13 protein-coding genes are annotated in these 17441 nt (G+C 70.6%); 7 read left to right on the top strand and 6 right to left on the bottom strand.

Going from position 1 to position 17441, the window contains the following annotated elements; all coding sequences use genetic code 11:
* Positions 1–38: 38 nt before the first annotated feature.
* From ASE01_RS09590 to ASE01_RS09570, 5 genes are all read left to right on the top strand, one after another.
* Positions 39–1121, top strand: coding sequence for a BMP family lipoprotein (locus tag ASE01_RS09590; protein ID WP_235535933.1), 1083 nt, complete (start codon positions 39–41; stop codon positions 1119–1121).
* Positions 1122–1271: 150 nt separating this feature from the next.
* Positions 1272–2786, top strand: coding sequence for an ABC transporter ATP-binding protein (locus ASE01_RS09585; protein WP_056750008.1), 1515 nt, complete (start codon positions 1272–1274; stop codon positions 2784–2786).
* Positions 2783–4045 carry an ABC transporter permease gene (locus ASE01_RS09580; RefSeq protein ID WP_235535932.1) on the top strand — a complete coding sequence of 421 codons (1263 nt, stop codon included), beginning with the start codon at positions 2783–2785 and terminating at the stop codon, positions 4043–4045. The genes ASE01_RS09585 and ASE01_RS09580 overlap by 4 nt, the downstream gene beginning before the upstream one ends.
* Positions 4042–5331, top strand: a complete 1290-nt coding sequence (locus ASE01_RS09575; RefSeq protein ID WP_056750007.1) for an ABC transporter permease — start codon at positions 4042–4044, stop codon at positions 5329–5331. Before ASE01_RS09580 ends, ASE01_RS09575 begins: the two co-directional genes overlap by 4 nt.
* 332 nt (positions 5332–5663) lie before the next feature.
* Positions 5664–6470 (top strand): hypothetical protein, encoded by an 807-nt coding sequence (locus ASE01_RS09570; protein ID WP_056750006.1) that lies wholly within the window; start codon positions 5664–5666, stop codon positions 6468–6470.
* A gap of 110 nt (positions 6471–6580) precedes the next feature.
* Here the strand turns inward: ASE01_RS09570 and ASE01_RS09565 are convergent, their stop codons facing one another.
* The 4 genes from ASE01_RS09565 to ASE01_RS09550 are packed head-to-tail and all read right to left on the bottom strand — an operon-like array spanning position 6581 to position 12645.
* Complete coding sequence (locus ASE01_RS09565) at positions 6581–7768, bottom strand: amidohydrolase (protein WP_056749997.1); 1188 nt, start codon at positions 7766–7768, stop codon at positions 6581–6583.
* A gap of 10 nt (positions 7769–7778) precedes the next feature.
* Positions 7779–8759, bottom strand: coding sequence for a methylmalonyl Co-A mutase-associated GTPase MeaB (meaB, locus tag ASE01_RS09560; RefSeq protein WP_056749994.1), 981 nt, complete (start codon positions 8757–8759; stop codon positions 7779–7781).
* On the bottom strand, positions 8759–10921 hold the full coding sequence (scpA, locus tag ASE01_RS09555) for a methylmalonyl-CoA mutase (protein WP_056749991.1): 2163 nt from the start codon (positions 10919–10921) through the stop codon (positions 8759–8761). The genes meaB and scpA overlap by 1 nt, the downstream gene beginning before the upstream one ends.
* Positions 10918–12645 carry a methylmalonyl-CoA mutase family protein gene (locus ASE01_RS09550; RefSeq protein ID WP_056749987.1) on the bottom strand — a complete coding sequence of 576 codons (1728 nt, stop codon included), beginning with the start codon at positions 12643–12645 and terminating at the stop codon, positions 10918–10920. The genes scpA and ASE01_RS09550 overlap by 4 nt, the downstream gene beginning before the upstream one ends.
* An 83-nt stretch (positions 12646–12728) precedes the next feature.
* Between ASE01_RS09550 and ASE01_RS09545 the strand changes: the two genes are divergently transcribed.
* Together ASE01_RS09545 and ASE01_RS09540 are read left to right on the top strand one after the other, a co-directional pair.
* Complete coding sequence (locus ASE01_RS09545; protein WP_157537218.1) at positions 12729–13154, top strand: hypothetical protein; 426 nt, start codon at positions 12729–12731, stop codon at positions 13152–13154.
* Positions 13155–13227: 73 nt separating this feature from the next.
* The gene (locus ASE01_RS09540; protein WP_056749981.1) at positions 13228–14274 is read left to right on the top strand and encodes a glycosyltransferase; all 1047 of its coding nucleotides are present in this window, start codon (positions 13228–13230) and stop codon (positions 14272–14274) included.
* A 29-nt stretch (positions 14275–14303) separates the two neighbouring features.
* Here ASE01_RS09540 and fdhD read toward each other — a convergent pair whose 3' ends face one another.
* Together fdhD and ASE01_RS09530 are read right to left on the bottom strand one after the other, a co-directional pair.
* Positions 14304–15131: a formate dehydrogenase accessory sulfurtransferase FdhD gene (gene fdhD, locus ASE01_RS09535; protein ID WP_056749973.1), complete on the bottom strand. Its 828-nt coding sequence runs from the start codon at positions 15129–15131 to the stop codon at positions 14304–14306.
* Positions 15131–17413, bottom strand: coding sequence for an FdhF/YdeP family oxidoreductase (locus ASE01_RS09530; RefSeq protein WP_056749970.1), 2283 nt, complete (start codon positions 17411–17413; stop codon positions 15131–15133). The genes fdhD and ASE01_RS09530 overlap by 1 nt, the downstream gene beginning before the upstream one ends.
* Positions 17414–17441 lie beyond the last annotated feature (28 nt).

Here is a 17441-nt window from a genome sequence, read left to right as displayed (position 1 = left end):
CAGCCGAGCACGCCGGGCGCCCGACCTGGAGGACATTTGTGAAGACCTGGAAGAGGACGACGGCCGCGGCCGCCGTGGCCATGATCGCGAGCGCTGCCCTGGCTGCCTGTGGCGACGCACCGGACGAGAAGGCCGAGGAGAAGATCGACTTCCTCCCCTGCATCCTGTCCGACGCAGGCGGGTTCGACGACAAGTCGTTCAACCAGCTCAGCTTCGAGGGCGTCAAGGACGCCGCCAAGGAGCTCAACAGCGACTTCAAGCAGTTCGAGTCCAAGAACGAGAACGACTACGACGGCGCGCTGGAGAACTTCGTCGCGCAGGGCTGTGACGCCATCGTGACGGTGGGCTTCGCGCTCTCCGCCGCGACCGTCAAGTCGGCCACGGCGAACACCGACATCGAGTACATCCTCATCGACGATGCCGCCGACAACGACTTCAACGGCACCAAGGACGCCGAGAACATCAAGCCGATCCTGTACGACACGGCCCAGGCCGCGTTCCTCGCGGGCTACGCCGCTGCGGACTACACGAAGACCGGCGTCGTCGGCACCTACGGCGGCCAGCCGTTCCCGACCGTCACCATCTTCATGGACGGCTTCAAGCAGGGCGTCGACTACTACGCCAAGGAGAAGGGCAAGGCCGTCAAGCTGGTCGGCTTCCAGGGCGGCGACAAGGGCACCTTCACCGGTGGCTTCGACGCCAACGAGAAGGCCACCAACACCGCCAAGCAGATCCTCGAGCAGGACGCTGACGTGATCCTGCCGGTCGGCGGCCCGATCTACCAGGGCGCGCTCACCGCGATCGAGGACTCCGGCAAGGACGTCGCGCTGGTCGGTGTCGACGCCGACTTCTTCGAGACCGACCCGAACACGCAGGACGTCGTGTTCACCTCGATCCTGAAGAACATGAAGCAGTCCACGTTCGAGGCCGTCGTGGCCGCGGGCGAGGACAAGTTCGACGCGAACTCCTACGTCGGCACGCTCGAGAACGACGGAGTCGGCATCGCGCCGTTCCACAACTTCGACAGCAAGATCTCCGACACCCTCGCCGCTGAGCTGGAGACGGTGAAGGCCGGCATCATCGACGGGTCGATCCCCGTCACGTCGTACCTCAACCAGTAAGCACCACGGCACCGCAGCACCACCACTGCGTCCGGGGGAGGTCGGTTCCCGCAGAACCGGCCTCTCCCGGATTGCCTTTCCTGCCCTGAACCAGCCCGTTCACGGCACGTTCGCTGGTATCTGACCGCCCGCTCGGAGAGGATCGACTCCATGACGCTCGAACTCAGGGGGATCACGAAGCGATTCGGCTCCCTGGTCGCCAACGACCGCATCTCCCTCACCGTGAACCAGGGCGAGATCCACGCCCTGCTGGGTGAGAACGGTGCCGGCAAGTCGACCCTCATGAACGTCCTCTACGGCCTCTACCAGGCCGACGAGGGCGAGATCCTCCTCGACGGCGCCGAGCTGAAGATGTCCGGACCCGGCGACGCGATGGCCGCCGGCATCGGCATGGTCCACCAGCACTTCATGCTCATCCCCGTCTTCACGGTCGCCGAGAACGTCATGCTCGGCAACGAGGCGACCGGCTTCGCCGGCACCCTCGACATCGACGCCGCCCGGGCCCGGGTGCGCGAGATCTCCCAGAGGTTCGGGTTCGACGTCGACCCCGACGCCCTGGTCGAGACGCTGCCCGTCGGCGTGCAGCAGCGCGTCGAGATCATCAAGGCCCTCTCCCGGGACGCACGCGTCCTCGTCTTCGACGAGCCGACCGCCGTCCTGACGCCGCAGGAGACCGACGAGCTGATGGAGATCATGCGCCAGCTCCGGGAGTCCGGGACGGCGATCGTCTTCATCAGCCACAAGCTCCGTGAGGTGCGCGCGATCGCGGACCGGATCACGGTCATCCGGCGCGGTGCCGTGGTCGGCGAGGCCAGCCCGACCGCGACCAACGCCGAGCTGGCCGCCCTGATGGTGGGACGTCCGGTCGAGCTGACCGTGCACAAGGACCCCGCCAAGCCCGGCGCCGACGCCTTCGTCGTCCGCGACCTGCGCGTCATCGACGACTCCGGCCACATCCACCTCGACGGGATCAGCTTCACCATCGCGGCGGGCGAGGTGCTCGGGGTCGCCGGCGTGCAGGGCAACGGCCAGACCGAGCTCACCGAGGCCGTCCTGGGCCTGCAGTCCCACGTCAAGGGATCGATCGACCTCGACGGCGCCCAGCTCGTCGGCCGCTCGGTCCGCAAGGTGCTGGACGCCGGTGTCGGCTTCATCCCCGAGGACCGTCAGGTCGACGGCCTGGTCAGCAACTTCACCATCGCCGAGAACCTCATGCTGAACCGCAGCCACGGCGAGCCGTTCGTCGGGCTGGGCACCGTGCGCACCAAGGTGCTCGAGGCCTTCGCCGAGGAGAAGCTCGTCGAGTACGACGTACGCGCGTCCGGCATCCAGTCCACCGCCGGCCAGCTCTCCGGCGGCAACCAGCAGAAGGTCGTCGTCGCGCGTGAGCTCTCCCGCGACCTGCGCCTGCTCGTCGCCGCCCAGCCGACCCGCGGGGTCGACGTCGGCTCCATCGAGTTCATCCACAAGCAGATCGTCGCCACCCGCGACAGCGGGGTGCCGGTGCTGCTGGTCTCCACCGAGCTGGACGAGATCGCCGCCCTGTCGGACCGGATCATGGTGCTGTTCCGTGGCCGGATCGTCGGGATCGTGCCGGCGGACACACCGCGAGAGACGCTCGGGCTGATGATGGCCGGCGAGCGACCGGAAGGAGTCGTCGCGTGAGCAACGAGACAGGGGCGTCCGAGGTGCCCGAGCCGGGCTCCCCCGCCGATCTGGAGAAGCCCGGGACCCCGGGGACCCCGCCGGCCGACAAGACGCCCAGTCCGTGGCGCGGCGTGATGCGCGAGATCGCCTCCGGCAGTGCGCTGGTCTCGGTCCTGTCGGTCCTGCTCGCCGTGGTGGTCGGGTCGCTGATGATCCTGCTGACCGACGAGACCGTCCGGGAGGCCGCCTCCTACATCGGCGCGCGACCCAGTGACTTCTTCTACGCCGTGCGCGACTCGATCCTCGACGCCTACACCGCGCTGTTCCAGGGCGCGATCTACAACACCAACGTCGAGGGCTTCGAGCGACGCATCCGGCCGCTCACCGAGACCCTCAAGTACGCCTCCCCGCTGATCCTGGCCGGCCTCGGCGTCGGCCTGGCCTTCCGCGCGGGCCTGTTCAACATCGGTGGCCGCGGCCAGATGCTCCTCGCAGGCGCAGCAGCCGGTTGGGTCGCGGTCTCCGTCGACCTGCCGATGGCCCTGCACCTCCCCCTCGCCGCCCTCGTCGGCGCGGCGGCGGGTGCACTGTGGGCGGGCATCGCGGGCGTCCTCAAGGCACGCACCGGCGCCCACGAGGTGATCGTCACGATCATGCTCAACTACGTCGGCTACTACCTCATCTTCTACGCCCTCTCCCGTCAGGGCCTGCTGCAGGCGCCGGGCTCGGGCAACCCGAAGTCGGAGGCGATGCCGGAATCGGCGATCCTGCCGAAGATCCTGGGCGACGGGTTCAACCTGCACGCCGGGTTCCTGCTGGCGCTGGTCGCCGTCGCCTTCGTCTGGTGGCTGCTCAACAAGTCCGCGATGGGCTTCCGCTTCCGCGCGGTCGGCGAGAACCCGGAGGCTGCGCAGGCCTCCGGCATCCACGTCGGTCGCACCTACACGACCGTGATGCTGATCGCCGGTGCGCTGGTCGGCCTCGCCGGGGTCAACCAGGTGCTCGGCACGGCCACGAGCGGCGTCACCGTCGACCTCGACGCCGGCATCGGCTTCGACGCGATCACCGTCGCCCTGCTCGGCCGCTCCCGACCGCTCGGGATCCTGGCTGCCGGGCTGCTCTTCGGCGGACTCAAGGCAGGTGGCTTCTCGATGGCCGCGGCCGAGGGGATCCCCGTCGAGATCGTGCTGGTCATCCAGTCGCTCATCGTCCTGTTCATCGCGGCCCCACCGCTCGTCAGAGCGATCTTCCGACTGCCGAAGGAGGCGACGGCATGACCGCCCTCTCCGAGAAGACGCCGATGGTCCCGGCGCCCGACGCTCCGGTCGTGACCACCCGTGGCCTCGTCAAGACCCCGATCGTCTTCGGTGTCGTCACCGTCCTGATCTCCCTGCTCGTGGCCTTCAAGGCACGAGAGGGCGACACGACCTTCCGCCTCGCCCAGGACACCGACTTCTTCGAGCTGCCCGAGATCACGGTCCCCTCGACCGCCTCGCTCTCGACCGTCGTGGTCCTGCTGGCCCTCTGCACCGCCGCCTCCGCGCTCCTGGTGAGCCGCGGGCGCCGGTCGCCGTTGTGGCTGGTCGCCGTCTTCGCCTTCCTCGCACTGACCGGGTTCCTGTGCTGGGCCGCCGCAGGCGAGGCCGTTCCGGTCATCGGCCTGCTCGGTGGCTCGATCGCACTCGCCGTCCCGCTGGTGTTCGGCGCCCTCGGCGGCGTGCTCGGCGAGCGGGCCGGCGTCGTCAACATCGCCATCGACGGACAGCTCCTCTTCGGGGCCTTCGCCGCGGCGATGTTCGGCACGATCGTCGGCTCACCGTGGGGCGGTCTGGTCGCCGCGATGGTCGCGGGCGCGCTGGTCGCGGTGGTCCTCGCCTTCTTCGCGATCAACTACTTCGTCGACCAGGTCATCGTCGGTGTCGTGCTCAACGTGCTGGTGATCGGACTGACCAGCTTCCTCTTCGGCCAGGTGATGGCCAAGAACTCCGAGGGCCTCAACGACCCGCCGCACTTCGACCGGATCCCGATCCCGGTGCTCGGCGAGATCCCCGTCATCGGTCCGGTGCTGTTCCGCCAGACGATCCTCGTCTACATCATGTACGCCGCCGTCCTGCTCGTCGCCTGGGCGCTCTACCGCACCAAGTGGGGCCTTCGGGTCCGCGCCGTGGGCGAGCACCCGAAGGCAGCCGACACCGTCGGCATCAAGGTCAACCGGACCCGCTACACCACGCTGATCATCGCCGGCCTCATCGCCGGCATCGGCGGCGCGACGTACACCCTGGTCTCGGTCCCCCAGTTCGGCGAGGAGATGACCGACGGCGCGGGCTACATCGCGCTGGCGGCCGTCATCTTCGGTCGCTGGGACCCGGTGCGCGCGACCCTGGCCGCGCTGCTGTTCGGCTTCGCGACCAACCTGTCGGGCGTGCTGTCGGTCATCGGTTCGCCGGTGCCCAGCCAGTTCATGCTGATGCTGCCGTACGTCGTGACGATCATCGCCGTCGCCGGTCTCGTCGGGAGCTCCCGGGCTCCTGCTGCCGATGGGGTGCCGTACCGCAAGGGCTGAGGTCGGCGCTGCAGGAATCCCCTCTTCAGCGGGGATTCCTGCGCTTACTGGCCGTTGCACCGGCCAGTAAGCGCAGGCAAGGGGCAGGAAGTTCTCCGCGAATGACCGTTGTCCACAGGCCAGCGCTTTCCGCGCCGCGGTGAAGCGCCGGAAAGTGCATCCTGATTCCTGTGCACCTACCTCCCGACGATGTTCGCCTCGGAGACCTTCGGCTGCGGGGCGAGCTCCTGGCGGCCGGTCACAGTGACCGATCGTTGGCGGCGGCCGTACGACACGGCCACCTGGCCAGGCCACGACGAGGCGCCTACTTCGACGGACCGACGTGGCAAGGCTTGAGCGTCGAGCAGCGGTACGCCGTCCAGTGTCGCGCAGCGTTCATCCAGGCCAACACCGAGGTCATCCTCAGCCATGTGTCGGCACTGCCGTTCCTCGATGCTCCGATGTGGGGCTTCGACCTCGCTCACGTGCACCTCACCCGGGAGGACATGTTGAGCGGTCGCAAGGAGAGCGGCGTCTGTCGGCACAGCGGCAAGCTGCTCGCGGGCGACGTGGTCGAGACGCACGGCCTCCTCGTGATGTCAGCCGTGCGCACCGCGCTCGAGGTCACGATGCTGGGCGCCACCGAAGCAGCCCTCGTGGTGGTCAACCACTTCCTGCACCGTGGTGAGGTCACCCCCGAGGAGCTTCGCCACCGGTACGACGAGTCGATGGGGCACTGGCCGAACTCCCTCGCTTCCGACCTCGTTCTTCGCCTCGCCAATCCACTGGTCGAGTCGGTGGGCGAGTCACGCACGGAGTACTTCCTGTTTCGGCGAGGGCTCCCTCGCCCCGTCGCTCAGTACGAGGTCCGCGACGAGGGACGTCTGGTCGCTCGCCTGGACTTCGCCTTCCCCGACCACGGTTTCTGGATCGAGTTCGACGGCCGCGTGAAGTACGAAGGCCATCTCAAGCCCGGCGAGACAGCCGTCGACGTGGTCCTGCGGGAGAAGCAGCGGGAACAGATCGTCGCGGAGCTGACGGGATGGCGTTGCCTGCGGATCACGTGGGCGGACCTTGCCAAACCCGACCGTCTCGAACGACGGATCCGTCGGATGATCGACTCGATCGCGCAGGAGCGGGCGCGCCGACTCGCCTCCTGACATCACGGGCTCGCGGGCGGACTTCCTGGCCGCTTCCTGCACTTCCTGGCCGTTGCAACGGGCGGGAAGCGCGGGAATCCCCACGTAGGAGGGGATCCCTGCACCAGGAATCAGCCGGCAGCGATCGCAGTGACAGCCACACCGGCCATCATCTTCGCGCCGTACCCGATGGCCAGGTCGTCGACCTGGAAGTCACCCTGGTGGAGGTCGTAGCGCGGGCCACCGGGGGTACGGGTGCCGAGACGGAACATCGAGCCGGGGACCTCTTCGAGGTACCAGCCGAAGTCCTCGCCGCCGAGGCTCTGCTCGACCTCGGTGCGGTGGTGCACGCCGAGGACCAGGTCGGCGGTGGTGGCGACCATCGCGGTGGAGAGGCGGTCGTTGACCACGGGCGGGACGCCCTGGAGGTAGTCGACCGTCGCGGTCACGCCGTAGGGGCGCACGATGTCGTGCACGGCCTCGCGCACGACCGGCTCGCACGACGCCCAGGCCGCGGCCTCGAGGATGCGCACCGTGCCGCTGGCAATGCCGCGGTCGGGGATGACGTTGGGTGCCGAACCGGCGCGGAGCATGCCCCACACGACGCTGACGCCGGCGCGCGGGTCCATCCGGCGGCTCAGGACGGCCGGGAGCTCGCTCGCCACCTTGGCGAGGGCGAAGGTCAGGTCGCCGGTGAGGTGCGGGCGTGAGGTGTGTCCCCCGCTCCCCTCGAGGCGTACGTCGATGCGGTCGGCCGCGCTCGTGATCGGGCCGGCACGCAGGCCGATCGCGCCGACGTCGACGGAGGGGTCGCAGTGCAGGGCGAAGATGCGGTCCACGCCCTCGAGGGCGCCGTGGCTGATGAGGTGCTTGGCGCCGCCCGGCATGACTTCCTCGGCGGGCTGGAACAGCAGCCGGATCCGGCCACGCAGCAGGCCCTGCTGGTGGAGCTGGGCGATGGCCAGGGCCGCGCCGAGGAGCGCGGCGACGTGGACGTCGTGGCCGCAGGCGTGGGCGACCCCGTCGTTCTCGCTGCGCCAGGGATCGGTGGTCAGGTCGGCGACGGGAAGCGCGTCCAGGTCGGCCCGCAGGGCGATGAGTGGGCCCACCTCGCCGATGTCGGCGATCAGTCCGCTGCGCGGGGTGCGGGCCAGGCGCCAGCCCGTGCCCTCGAGCCGGTCGGCGACGCGGTCGACCGTGCCCTGCTCGGCCCAGGCGAGCTCGGGGTGACGGTGGAGGTCGCGACGAAGCTCGACCAGCTCACCGTCGTACTTGTCGACGACGGAGGCGACGATCGCCAGCAGGTCAGAGGTCTCCACGGACCCCAACCTACTCGCCCGACGAGGAGTCGTAGGCGGCGAGGATCCGGTCCGCGGCCAGTGGCGCGGTCAGCTCACCGGCCAGGACGCCGGCCCGGATCTCGGCCTGCACGGCACGAACAGGCGCGCTGTGGCGCAGTCGCTGGTCGAGCTCGTCGCGGACCAGGGCCCAGGTGAACTCCAGCTGCTGCTCGGCCCGCTTGCGGGCCAGCCCGTCGACACCGAGGTGGCTGCGATGGAGACCGACCTGGTCCCAGACCTCGTCGACCCGGTCGCCGGTCAGGCCGGAGCAGGTCACGACGGGCGGGGCCCACTCGCCGTGGCCACGCACGAGGCGCAGGGCACCGGCGAGCTCGCGGGCAGCGCCACGCGCCTCCATCTCGCGGTCGCCGTCGGCCTTGTTGACCGCGATCACGTCGGCGATCTCGAGGATCCCCTTCTTGATGCCCTGGAGCTGGTCGCCCGTGCGGGCCAGGGTCAGGAAGAGGAAGGTGTCGACCATGCCGGCGACGGTGACCTCGGACTGGCCGACACCCACCGTCTCGACGAGCACGACGTCGTACCCAGCAGCCTCGAGGACCGCCATCGCCTGCGTCGTGGCGCGGGCGACGCCGCCGAGCGTGCCGGCGGAGGGCGAGGGCCGGATGAAGGCGTTGGGGTCGACGGACAGCTGGGCCATCCGGGTCTTGTCCCCGAGCACCGAGCCGCCGGTGCGGACCGAGGACGGGTCGACCGCGAGCACGCCCACCTTGTGCCCGGCGGCCGTCAGCTGGCTGCCGAGCGCCTCGATGAAGGTCGACTTGCCGACGCCGGGCACACCCGAGATGCCGATCCGGGTCGCCGTCGGCGCGTCGGGGTCCGCGAGCTCGGTCAGGAGCTCACGGGCCGCCTCGCGGTGTCGGGGCGCGGTCGACTCGACGAGCGTGATGGCCCGAGCCACCTGCGCCCGCTTGCCTGCGCGGATGCCCTCCAGCAGGCCGGAGACATCCATCAGTGATCGAGCGCGGCGCCGAGCTTGGCGAGCAGGTCGAGCGCCGACTCCGCGATGACCGTGCCGGGCAGGAACACCGCCGCGGCGCCCATGTCGCGCAGCGTCTGGACGTCGTCCGGGGGGATGACGCCACCGATGACGACCATGATGTCGTCACGGCCCTGCTCGGCCAGCGCGGTCTTCAGCGCGGGCAGCAGGGTGAGGTGGCCAGCAGCGAGCGACGACACACCGACGATGTGGACGTCGGCGTCGATCGCCTGCTGCGCGACCTCCTCGGGGGTGGAGAACAGCGGGCCCACGTCGACGTCGAAGCCGAGGTCGGCGAAGGCGGAGACGACGACCTTCTGGCCGCGGTCGTGGCCGTCCTGGCCCATCTTGGCGACCAGGATGCGCGGACGGCGCCCCTCGGCCTCGGCGAACTCGTCGGTGGCGACCCGGGCCTGGGCGACGAGCGAGTCGCCCTCGCCGTCGTTCGCCAGGTTGGCCTCGTCGCGGTACACGCCGCTGATGGTACGGATGACGGCCTGGTGACGTCCGTAGATCTTCTCCATCGCGTCCGAGATCTCACCGACGGTGGCCTTGGCACGAGCGGCGGCCACGGCGAGCTCGAGCAGGTTGCCGTCGCCGCTCTCGGCGCTGCGGGTCAGCGCGTGCAGTGCGTCCTCGACGTCGGCACCGTTGCGCTCGGCACGGAGCCGCTCCAGCTTGGCGATCTGCTGGCGGTAGACGTCGTCGTTGTCGACCTTGAGCACGTCGAGCTTGTCCTCGACGGCCAGGCGGAACGTGTTGACGCCGATGACCTTCTGCGCGCCCGAGTCGATCCGCGCCTGGGTGCGGGCGGCGGCCTCCTCGATGCGCATCTTCGGGATGCCCTGCTCGATCGCAGCGGCCATGCCGCCGGCGGCCTCGGCCTCCTGGATGTGCGCCCAAGCGCGCTCCGCGAGGTCGTGGGTCAGCTTCTCGACGTAGTAGGAACCTGCCCACGGGTCGATCGTCTGGGTCGTGCCGGACTCCTGCTGCAGCAGCAGCTGGGTGTTGCGGGCGATCCGGGCGGAGAAGTCCGTCGGGAGCGCGATCGCCTCGTCGAGCGCGTTGGTGTGCAGCGACTGGGTGTGGCCCTGGGTCGCGGCCATCGCCTCGATCGCGGTGCGCCCGACGTTGTTGAACACGTCCTGCGCGGTCAGCGACCAGCCGGAGGTCTGGCTGTGCGTGCGCAGCGAGAGCGACTTCGGGTTCTGCGGGTCGAACTGGCGCACCAGCCGGCTCCACAGCGCCCGGGCCGCGCGCATCTTGGCGACCTCCATGTAGAAGTTCATGCCGATCGCCCAGAAGAAGGACAGGCGCGGCGCGAACTGGTCGATGGTCAGGCCCGACTCGAGGCCGGCGCGGATGTACTCGACACCGTCGGCGAGCGTGTAGGCGAGCTCGAGGTCGGCGGTCGCCCCGGCCTCCTGCATGTGGTAGCCGGAGATCGAGATCGAGTTGAAGCGCGGCATCCGCTGGCTGGTGAAGGCGAAGATGTCGGAGATGATCCGCATCGACGGCGTCGGCGGGTAGATGTAGGTGTTGCGGACCATGAACTCCTTGAGGATGTCGTTCTGGATCGTCCCCGAGAGCTGCTCCGGCTTCACCCCCTGCTCCTCGGCCGCGGCGATGTAGAGGGCGAGCACCGGGAGCACCGCGCCGTTCATCGTCATCGACACCGACATCTGGTCCAGGGGGATGCCCTCGAACAGGGTGCGGGTGTCGTAGATCGAGTCGATCGCCACGCCGGCCATGCCGACGTCGCCGCGCACGCGCGGGTGGTCGGAGTCGTAGCCCCGGTGGGTCGCGAGGTCGAAGGCGACCGAGAGGCCCTTCTGGCCGGCCGCCAGGTTGCGACGGTAGAAGGCGTTGGACTCCTCGGCGGTCGAGAACCCGGCGTACTGCCGGATGGTCCACGGCTGCGTGGTGTACATCGTCGGGTACGGCCCACGCAGGAACGGGCTCAGGCCGGGGAAGGTGTCCAGCCCGTCGAGGCCCTCGAGGTCGGCCGGTCCGTAGGACGGCTGGATCTCGATGCCCTCGGGGCTGCGCCAGCCCTCACCGGTCGGCGGGGTCGGCACGGGCGCCGCAGCGTCCGATGCCAGCGGGAGACCCGCGAAGCTCTTCGGAATGCTCATGCGAGCACCTCCCTGGTCCGGTTGAGGAAGGACAGTGCATCCACACCCATGGCGGCGCTGTCATCGGCGAAGTCGGCCTTGCCGGCGATGATGACGTGGGTCGCGCCCGCCTCGCGGAGCGCGGTCGCCGCGTCGGCGCCCCACTCCTCGTAGGCCGCGTCCGTGCCGGCGAGGCACACGACCGCACGGCTGCCCGAGGACTGGTACGCCGCCAGGAGCTCCTCGGTGCCCGAGGTCGGTCCGGCGACCTCGACCGCCACACCGCCGGCCGCGAAGAGGTTGCTGACGAAGGTCGCGCGGGCGGTGTGCTGCGCGACCGTGCCGAGCGTGGCGAGGAAGACGGGTGCAGCGGCAGGCTCGTCGCGCAGCGCCTCGAAGGAGGCGCCGTAGCGGCGGACCCGGTCGTTGAGCGGGTCGGCGGCACGCTCGGGGAGCGTCTCGGCCAGGTTGGGGAACTCGCTGACGCCGGTGAGCGGGCGCTTGCGGCGGGTGATGTCGCTCTCGCGCTTCGCGACGACGTCGGCGATCCGGGCACGGAACGGGTCGAAGTCGTGACCGCTCTCCCACTCCTGCTCGAGGGCGAGGAACTCCGCCCAGCCGGCAGCGGCGAGGTCGGCGGTGAGCTTCTCCACGGCGTACGCGCCACCGGCCGGGTCGGCCACGGCGGCGACGTGCGACTCGTCGATCAGCAGGTGGTTGACGTTGCGCGCGATCCGGCGACCGAAGGCGTCCGGACGTCCGTTGGCGCTGTCGAAGGGCAGGACCGTCACGGCGTCCGCCCCACCGACGCCGGCGGCGAAGGCCGCGACCGTGCCGCGCAGCATGTTGACGTAGGGGTCGTACTTGCTCAGCATCGGCCGGCTCGTCGTGGCGTGCTGGCGCTGGCCGGTCGCGGTCGCACCGCTGATCTCGAGCACCCTCGCCCACAGCACGCGCGCGGCGCGCAGCTTGGCGATGGTCGGGAACTGCTCGTCGGTCGCGGCGTAGCGGAAGTCGACCTGGCCGGCGGCGTCGTCGATCGAGAGGCCGTGGTCGGTCAGCCAGCGCAGGTAGGCGACGCCGGCAGCGAGCGACCAGCCGAGCTCCTGCGCGTCACTGGCGCCGAGGTCGTGCGCAGCGGTGGCGTCCACGACGATCGCGCGGATGTCGTGCTGGTGGGCCTTGCGAGCCAGGGTCTGCAGCTCGGCGACAGCCTCGTCGACCGCCAGCGGGACCTCGCGCAGCATCACGCCGAGCGGGTCGATGCCGAGGTTGCTGTCGGGGTGCTTGGCGCCGGGCAGCGCGAGGAAGGCCTCGGCGGCGGCCGTCGTGGCCGACGGGGCGTCGAGGACGACGGGCGCCAGGTCGAGCAGGACACCGGCGAGCGTCGCGGCGACGTCGGTGTCCGCGTCGGCCGCGAGCCAGATGCTGGTGACCCCGCCGTCGAGGTCGACGAGCGCCGCCTCGTTGGCCAGCTTGGCGTCCGGGTGGTTGATCAGGCTGCGCACGTCCCACGCTCCGGCACGCGTCGGCCGGACCGTGCTGGCCTCGCCTCCGGGCAGGCCCAGGGGCGTGATCCCGATGCCGTCGAGGGTGGTGCGGGTGAGCTTGTCCCAGACGTTGCTGTCCGGGTCGGCGTCACCGAGCTTGCGCGTCTTGCGCAGGACGGCGGCAGTGGCGGCTTCCCAGTCGGAGCGCGAATGCGCGTCCTCGGGTTGCGCCAGCGTCAGAGGCGAGTCAGTCACGAGTGTCGAGAATAGCCCCGTCCCGACCCGAACCAGTCAGGTGTGACCAATCTCCGGGCTACCGGCAGGTAGGGTCCGCCCGCATGAGGGTGAACGACCCGCAGGGGCAGACGTGGCGGGTGACCCGGCGCTGGGTGCCGTGGCGCCCCCGGCGGCGCAACCTCAGCCCGGACCTGATGCTCGAGGGCGAGGACCCGATCGGTTTCCTCTTCTTCCTCGTCCTCGGCCTGGTCCTGCTGCCACTGCTGAGCCTGGTGGTGTTCCTCGCGGTCGAGCTGGTGCTGCTCGTGGTGCTGCTGCCGGTGGTCGTCGTGCTGCGGATCGCCTTCGGGCACCAGTGGTGGATCGAGGCGCGCCAGGGCTTTCGACCCCACTGGGAGGTCCAGGCCGGGACCTGGCGCGAGAGCGGCGAGCAGATCCGGCAGGTCGCGGCCTCGATCGGACGCGGCGACCCGCCGTTGCGCAACCTCGGCAAGGACGAGAACGAGGTCGGGTCCGGCGAGGACTGAGCGCCGCCCCGGATTCATCCGCCGGACACCTCGGCTCCCGTCCTCGGAAAGGTTCGGGGTCCACGGTGGAGCCATGAAGATCGTCCTCGCGACCGAGACCTTCTACCCCGCCGTCGACAGCACCACGACGACCCTCAAGGCGACCGCCGACCGGCTGGTCGACCTGGGGCACACCGTGCGCATCGTGGCCCCCGGCCCGGGACTGGCGTCCTACCGCGGCTGCGACGTCGTCCGGGTCCGTCCCCTCGAGCCGACCGGTGCGCAGATCCGCGAGGCCCTCGAGTCGTTCGAGCCCGACCTCGTGCAGGTCCACTCACCGCGCCAGGTCGGCCGCAAGGCGCTCAAGCACGCCGGTCGCCTCGGCCTGGCGACCCTCGTCGTCGAGCAGTCCGCCGTACTCGACCTGTCGGCCGACTACTGGCGCGCCAAGGTTGCCGACCGCGCCGACCGGGTCCTGGTGACCTCGCCCTGGATGGTCGGACGGGCCGCCGAGCTCGGCGTGCACGCCCACCTGTGGGAGCCCGGCGTCGACGCCCGCGCCTTCACCCCGACCCTGCGCGACCCGTGGCTGCGCGGCTCGTGGTCCCGCGCGAAGTCACGGGAGGGCGGCCGGGTGGTCGTCGGGTACGTCGGCGGTCTCCACAAGGCTGCCGGGGTACGACGCCTGGCCGACCTCGCACGGGTGCCCGGCATCCGCCTCGTGGTGATCGGCGACGGCCCCGAGCGCGCGTGGCTGTCCCGCCGTCTCCCGAACGCCCGCTTCACCGGAGCGCTGTCCGCGGCCGACCTCACCGTCGCCCTCCCGACGCTCGACGTGCTGGTGCACCCGGGCGAGCACGAGACGGACTGCCACGCGCTGCGCGAGGCAGGTGCGTCCGGTGTCCCGGTCGTCGCCCCGCGCGCCGGCGGCGCCCGCTCGGTGGTGTCCCACCTCGAGACCGGCCTCCTCCACGACGCCTCCGACCCGCGCGACCTGACCCGCGCGGTGGCCTCGATCGCTGCCGACCCGCACCGGAGCCTGATGGGCGCGGCCGCGCGGGAGCGCGCCCTGCGGCGTACGTGGCACGACGCGGTGGACGAGCTGCTCGCCGAGCACGTCCGGCTCCCCACGCCCCGCTGACCCTGACCCTGACCGCCCAGCGCAGCCCCTCAGTCCAGCAGCACCCGGTCCGCGCCGGCGTAGACGTTCATCGAGCTCCCACGCAGGAAGCCGACGAGGGTGAGCCCGTTCTCCTCGGCCAGGTCGACGGCGAGCGACGAGGGCGCCGACACGGCAGCGAGCGCGGGGATGCCCGCCATCACGGCCTTCTGGACCAGCTCGAAGGACGCCCGTCCGCTGACCATCAGGACGGTCTCGCGCAGCGGCAGCAGGCCGTTGCGGACGGCGTGTCCGATGACCTTGTCGACGGCGTTGTGGCGCCCGACGTCCTCGCGGACGACGAGGAGCTCCCCCGACGCCGTGAACAACGCCGCGCCGTGCAGTCCGCCGGTGCGGTCGAAGACCTTCTGGGCGTCGCGCAGCTGCCCGGGCAGGGCCGTGAGCGTCTCGACGGAGATCCGCAGCGGGTCGTCGGCGACCGACCACGTCAGCGTCGTACGCACGGCGTCGAGGCTCGCCTTTCCGCACAGCCCACACGAGGAGCTGGTGTAGAAGTTGCGCTCCAGGGAGGGGTCGATCGGCGGCAGCGACGGGTCGAGGCCGACGTCGACGACGTTGTAGGTGTTCATCCCGTCGTCGTCGGTGCCGGCGCAGTAGCGGGCGGCCAGCACGTCGTCCGCGGAGCGCACGACCCCTTCGCCGACCAGGAAGCCGACGGCCAGGTCGAAGTCGTCGCCGGGCGTGCGCATGGTGATGGTCAGGGGCCGACCGCCGACCCGGATCTCCATCGGCTCCTCGACCGCGAGGGTGTCCTGCCTGCGGTCGGCGACGCCGTCGCGGATCCGCAGCACCTTGCGGCGCGAGGTCACCCGTCCCATCAGGGCTCGGCTCGGGGCTCGAGGCGCACGATGACGCCCTTGGAGGTCGGGGTGTTGCTGATCTCGGCGACGCTGTCGAGCGGCACCAGGACGTTCGTCTCCGGGTAGTACGACGCCGCCGAGCCGCGCGCGGCCGGGTAGCCGACGACGCGGAAGCCCTCGGCGCGACGCTCGGTGCCGTCGGTCCAGATGCTCACGATGTCGACGAGCGACTGGTCCTCGATGCCCAGGTCGGCGAGGTCGGCCGGGTTGACCATGACGATCCGGCGGGCGTCGTGGATGCCCCGGTAGCGGTCGTCCATGGCGTAGGGGATGGTGTTCCACTGGTCGTGGGAGCGCAGGGACTGCAGCACCAGGTGGCCGGGCGGGGTCTCCAGCCAGGTGCGGTCGTTGCTGGTGAAGACGGCCTTGCCGCTCGGGGTCGGGAAGACCCCGGAGTTGACCGGGTTCGGCAGCCGGAAGCCGCCGGGCACCGCGACCCGCTCGTTGAAGTCCTCGAAGCCGGGGACGACGCGCGCGATCCGGTCGCGGACGAGCGCGTAGTCCTGCTCGAAGTCCTCCCACGGGATCGCGCCGCCCTCGCCGAGGGTGCGCCGGGCGAGCCGGCTGATGATGGCGACCTCGCTGAGCAGGTGGGGCGAGGCGGGGGTCAGCCGGCCGCGGGACTGGTGGACCTCGCTCATCGAGTCCTCGACGGTGACGAACTGCTCCCCCGCGGCCTGGACGTCGCGGTCGCTGCGGCCGAGCGTCGGCAGGATCAGCGCGGTCTCCCCGCACACGGTGTGCGAGCGGTTGAGCTTGGTGGAGATCTGCACGGTCAACGAGCACGAGCGCAGCGCCGCCTCGGTGACGTCGCTGTCCGACATCGCCCGCACGAAGTTGCCGGCGACGCCCATGAAGACCGATGCCTTGCCGTCACGCATCGCGCGTACGCCGGCGACGGAGTCGACGCCGTGGTGGCGGGGCGGCTCGAAGTCGAACTCGGCGGCGAGCGCGTCGAGGAACACCTCCGGCACCCGCTCCCAGATGCCCATCGTGCGGTCACCCTGGACGTTGCTGTGCCCGCGCACCGGGCACACGCCCGCGCCCGGCCGGCCGAGGTTGCCGCGCAGGAGCAGGAAGTTCACGATCTCGCGGATCGTCGGCACGCCGTGCTTGTGCTGGGTCAGGCCCATCGCCCAGCAGACGATGACGCTGCCGCTGGCGAGCACCTGCCGGTGGACCGCCTCGATCTCGGAGCGGGACAGGCCGGTCGCCTCGAGCACGTGCTCCCAGGTGATGGTGCGAGCGTGATCGGCGAACTCGTCGTACCCCGTCGTGTGCGCGGCGATGTAGTCGTGGTCGAGGACCTCGCCCGGGGCGGCGTCCTCGGCATCGAGCAGCAGCCGGTTGAGCATCTGGAACAGCGCGAGGTCTCCCCCGGGACGGATCTTGAGGAACTGGTCGGCGATGACCGTTCCCTTGCCGATCACGCCGCGCGGCTTCTGCGGGTTCTTGAACCTCATCAGCCCGGCCTCGGGCAACGGGTTGACGGCGATCACCCTGCCGCCGTTGGCCTTGGTCTCCTCGAGCGCCGACAGCATCCGGGGGTGGTTGGTGCCGGGGTTCTGCCCGACGACGAAGACCAGGTCGGAGTGGTGGATGTCGTCGAGGGAGACGGTTCCCTTGCCGATGCCCAACGTCTCCCCGAGGCCGGAACCACTCGACTCGTGGCACATGTTCGAGCAGTCGGGCAGGTTGTTGGTGCCGTAGGCGCGGGAGAAGAGCTGGAGCAGGAACGCAGCCTCGTTCGCGAGCCGGCCGGAGGTGTAGAACATCGCCTCGTCCGGCGAGTCCAGGGCGTTCAACCCGTCGGCGACCAGGCCGAGGGCGTCGTCCCAGCCGATGGGCTCGTAGTGCGTGGCTCCGGGCCGCTTGACCATCGGCTCGGTCAGCCGGCCCTGCTGGTTGAGCCACAGGTCGGAGCGGGCGTCGAGCTCGGCCACGGAGTGCTCGGCGAAGAACTCACGGGTCACCCGGCGCGTGGTCGCCTCGTCGCTGACGTGCTTGGCGCCGTTCTCGCAGTACTCGTTCTTGTGCCGGTGCTGGGGGTCCGGCCACGCGCAGCCGGGGCAGTCGATGCCCTCGGTCTGGTTGAGGCTGAGCAGGGTCAGGGCCGTACGACGGGGCCCGGCCTGGGCGAGGGAGTACTCCATCGCGTGCCGCACGCCCGGCACCCCGGCCGCCCAGGTCTTCGGTGGGGTGACCGTGAGGTCGTCCTTGGGATCCTCGCTCGCCCGCATGGGGCCAGCCTCCCTCGCTGGTGGGTAC

The organism is Nocardioides sp. Root190, from assembly GCF_001428565.1.
GTDB lineage: Bacteria > Actinomycetota > Actinomycetes > Propionibacteriales > Nocardioidaceae > Nocardioides.
This window is presented reverse-complemented; position numbering and strand designations above follow the sequence as displayed.

Bases quoted from the DNA above. Each gene is read 5' to 3' on its own strand.
- ASE01_RS09585 (WP_056750008.1), top strand. From the start codon at position 1,272: ATGACGCTCGAACTCAGGGGGATCACGAAGCGATTCGGCTCCCTGGTC.
- ASE01_RS09575 (WP_056750007.1), top strand. From the start codon at position 4,042: ATGACCGCCCTCTCCGAGAAGACGCCGATGGTCCCGGCGCCCGACGCT.
- meaB (WP_056749994.1), bottom strand. From the start codon at position 8,759: ATGGATGTCTCCGGCCTGCTGGAGGGCATCCGCGCAGGCAAGCGGGCG.
- scpA (WP_056749991.1), bottom strand. From the start codon at position 10,921: ATGAGCATTCCGAAGAGCTTCGCGGGTCTCCCGCTGGCATCGGACGCT.
- ASE01_RS09545 (WP_157537218.1), top strand. From the start codon at position 12,729: ATGAGGGTGAACGACCCGCAGGGGCAGACGTGGCGGGTGACCCGGCGC.
- ASE01_RS09540 (WP_056749981.1), top strand. From the start codon at position 13,228: ATGAAGATCGTCCTCGCGACCGAGACCTTCTACCCCGCCGTCGACAGC.
- fdhD (WP_056749973.1), bottom strand. From the start codon at position 15,131: ATGGGACGGGTGACCTCGCGCCGCAAGGTGCTGCGGATCCGCGACGGC.
- ASE01_RS09530 (WP_056749970.1), bottom strand. From the start codon at position 17,413: ATGCGGGCGAGCGAGGATCCCAAGGACGACCTCACGGTCACCCCACCG.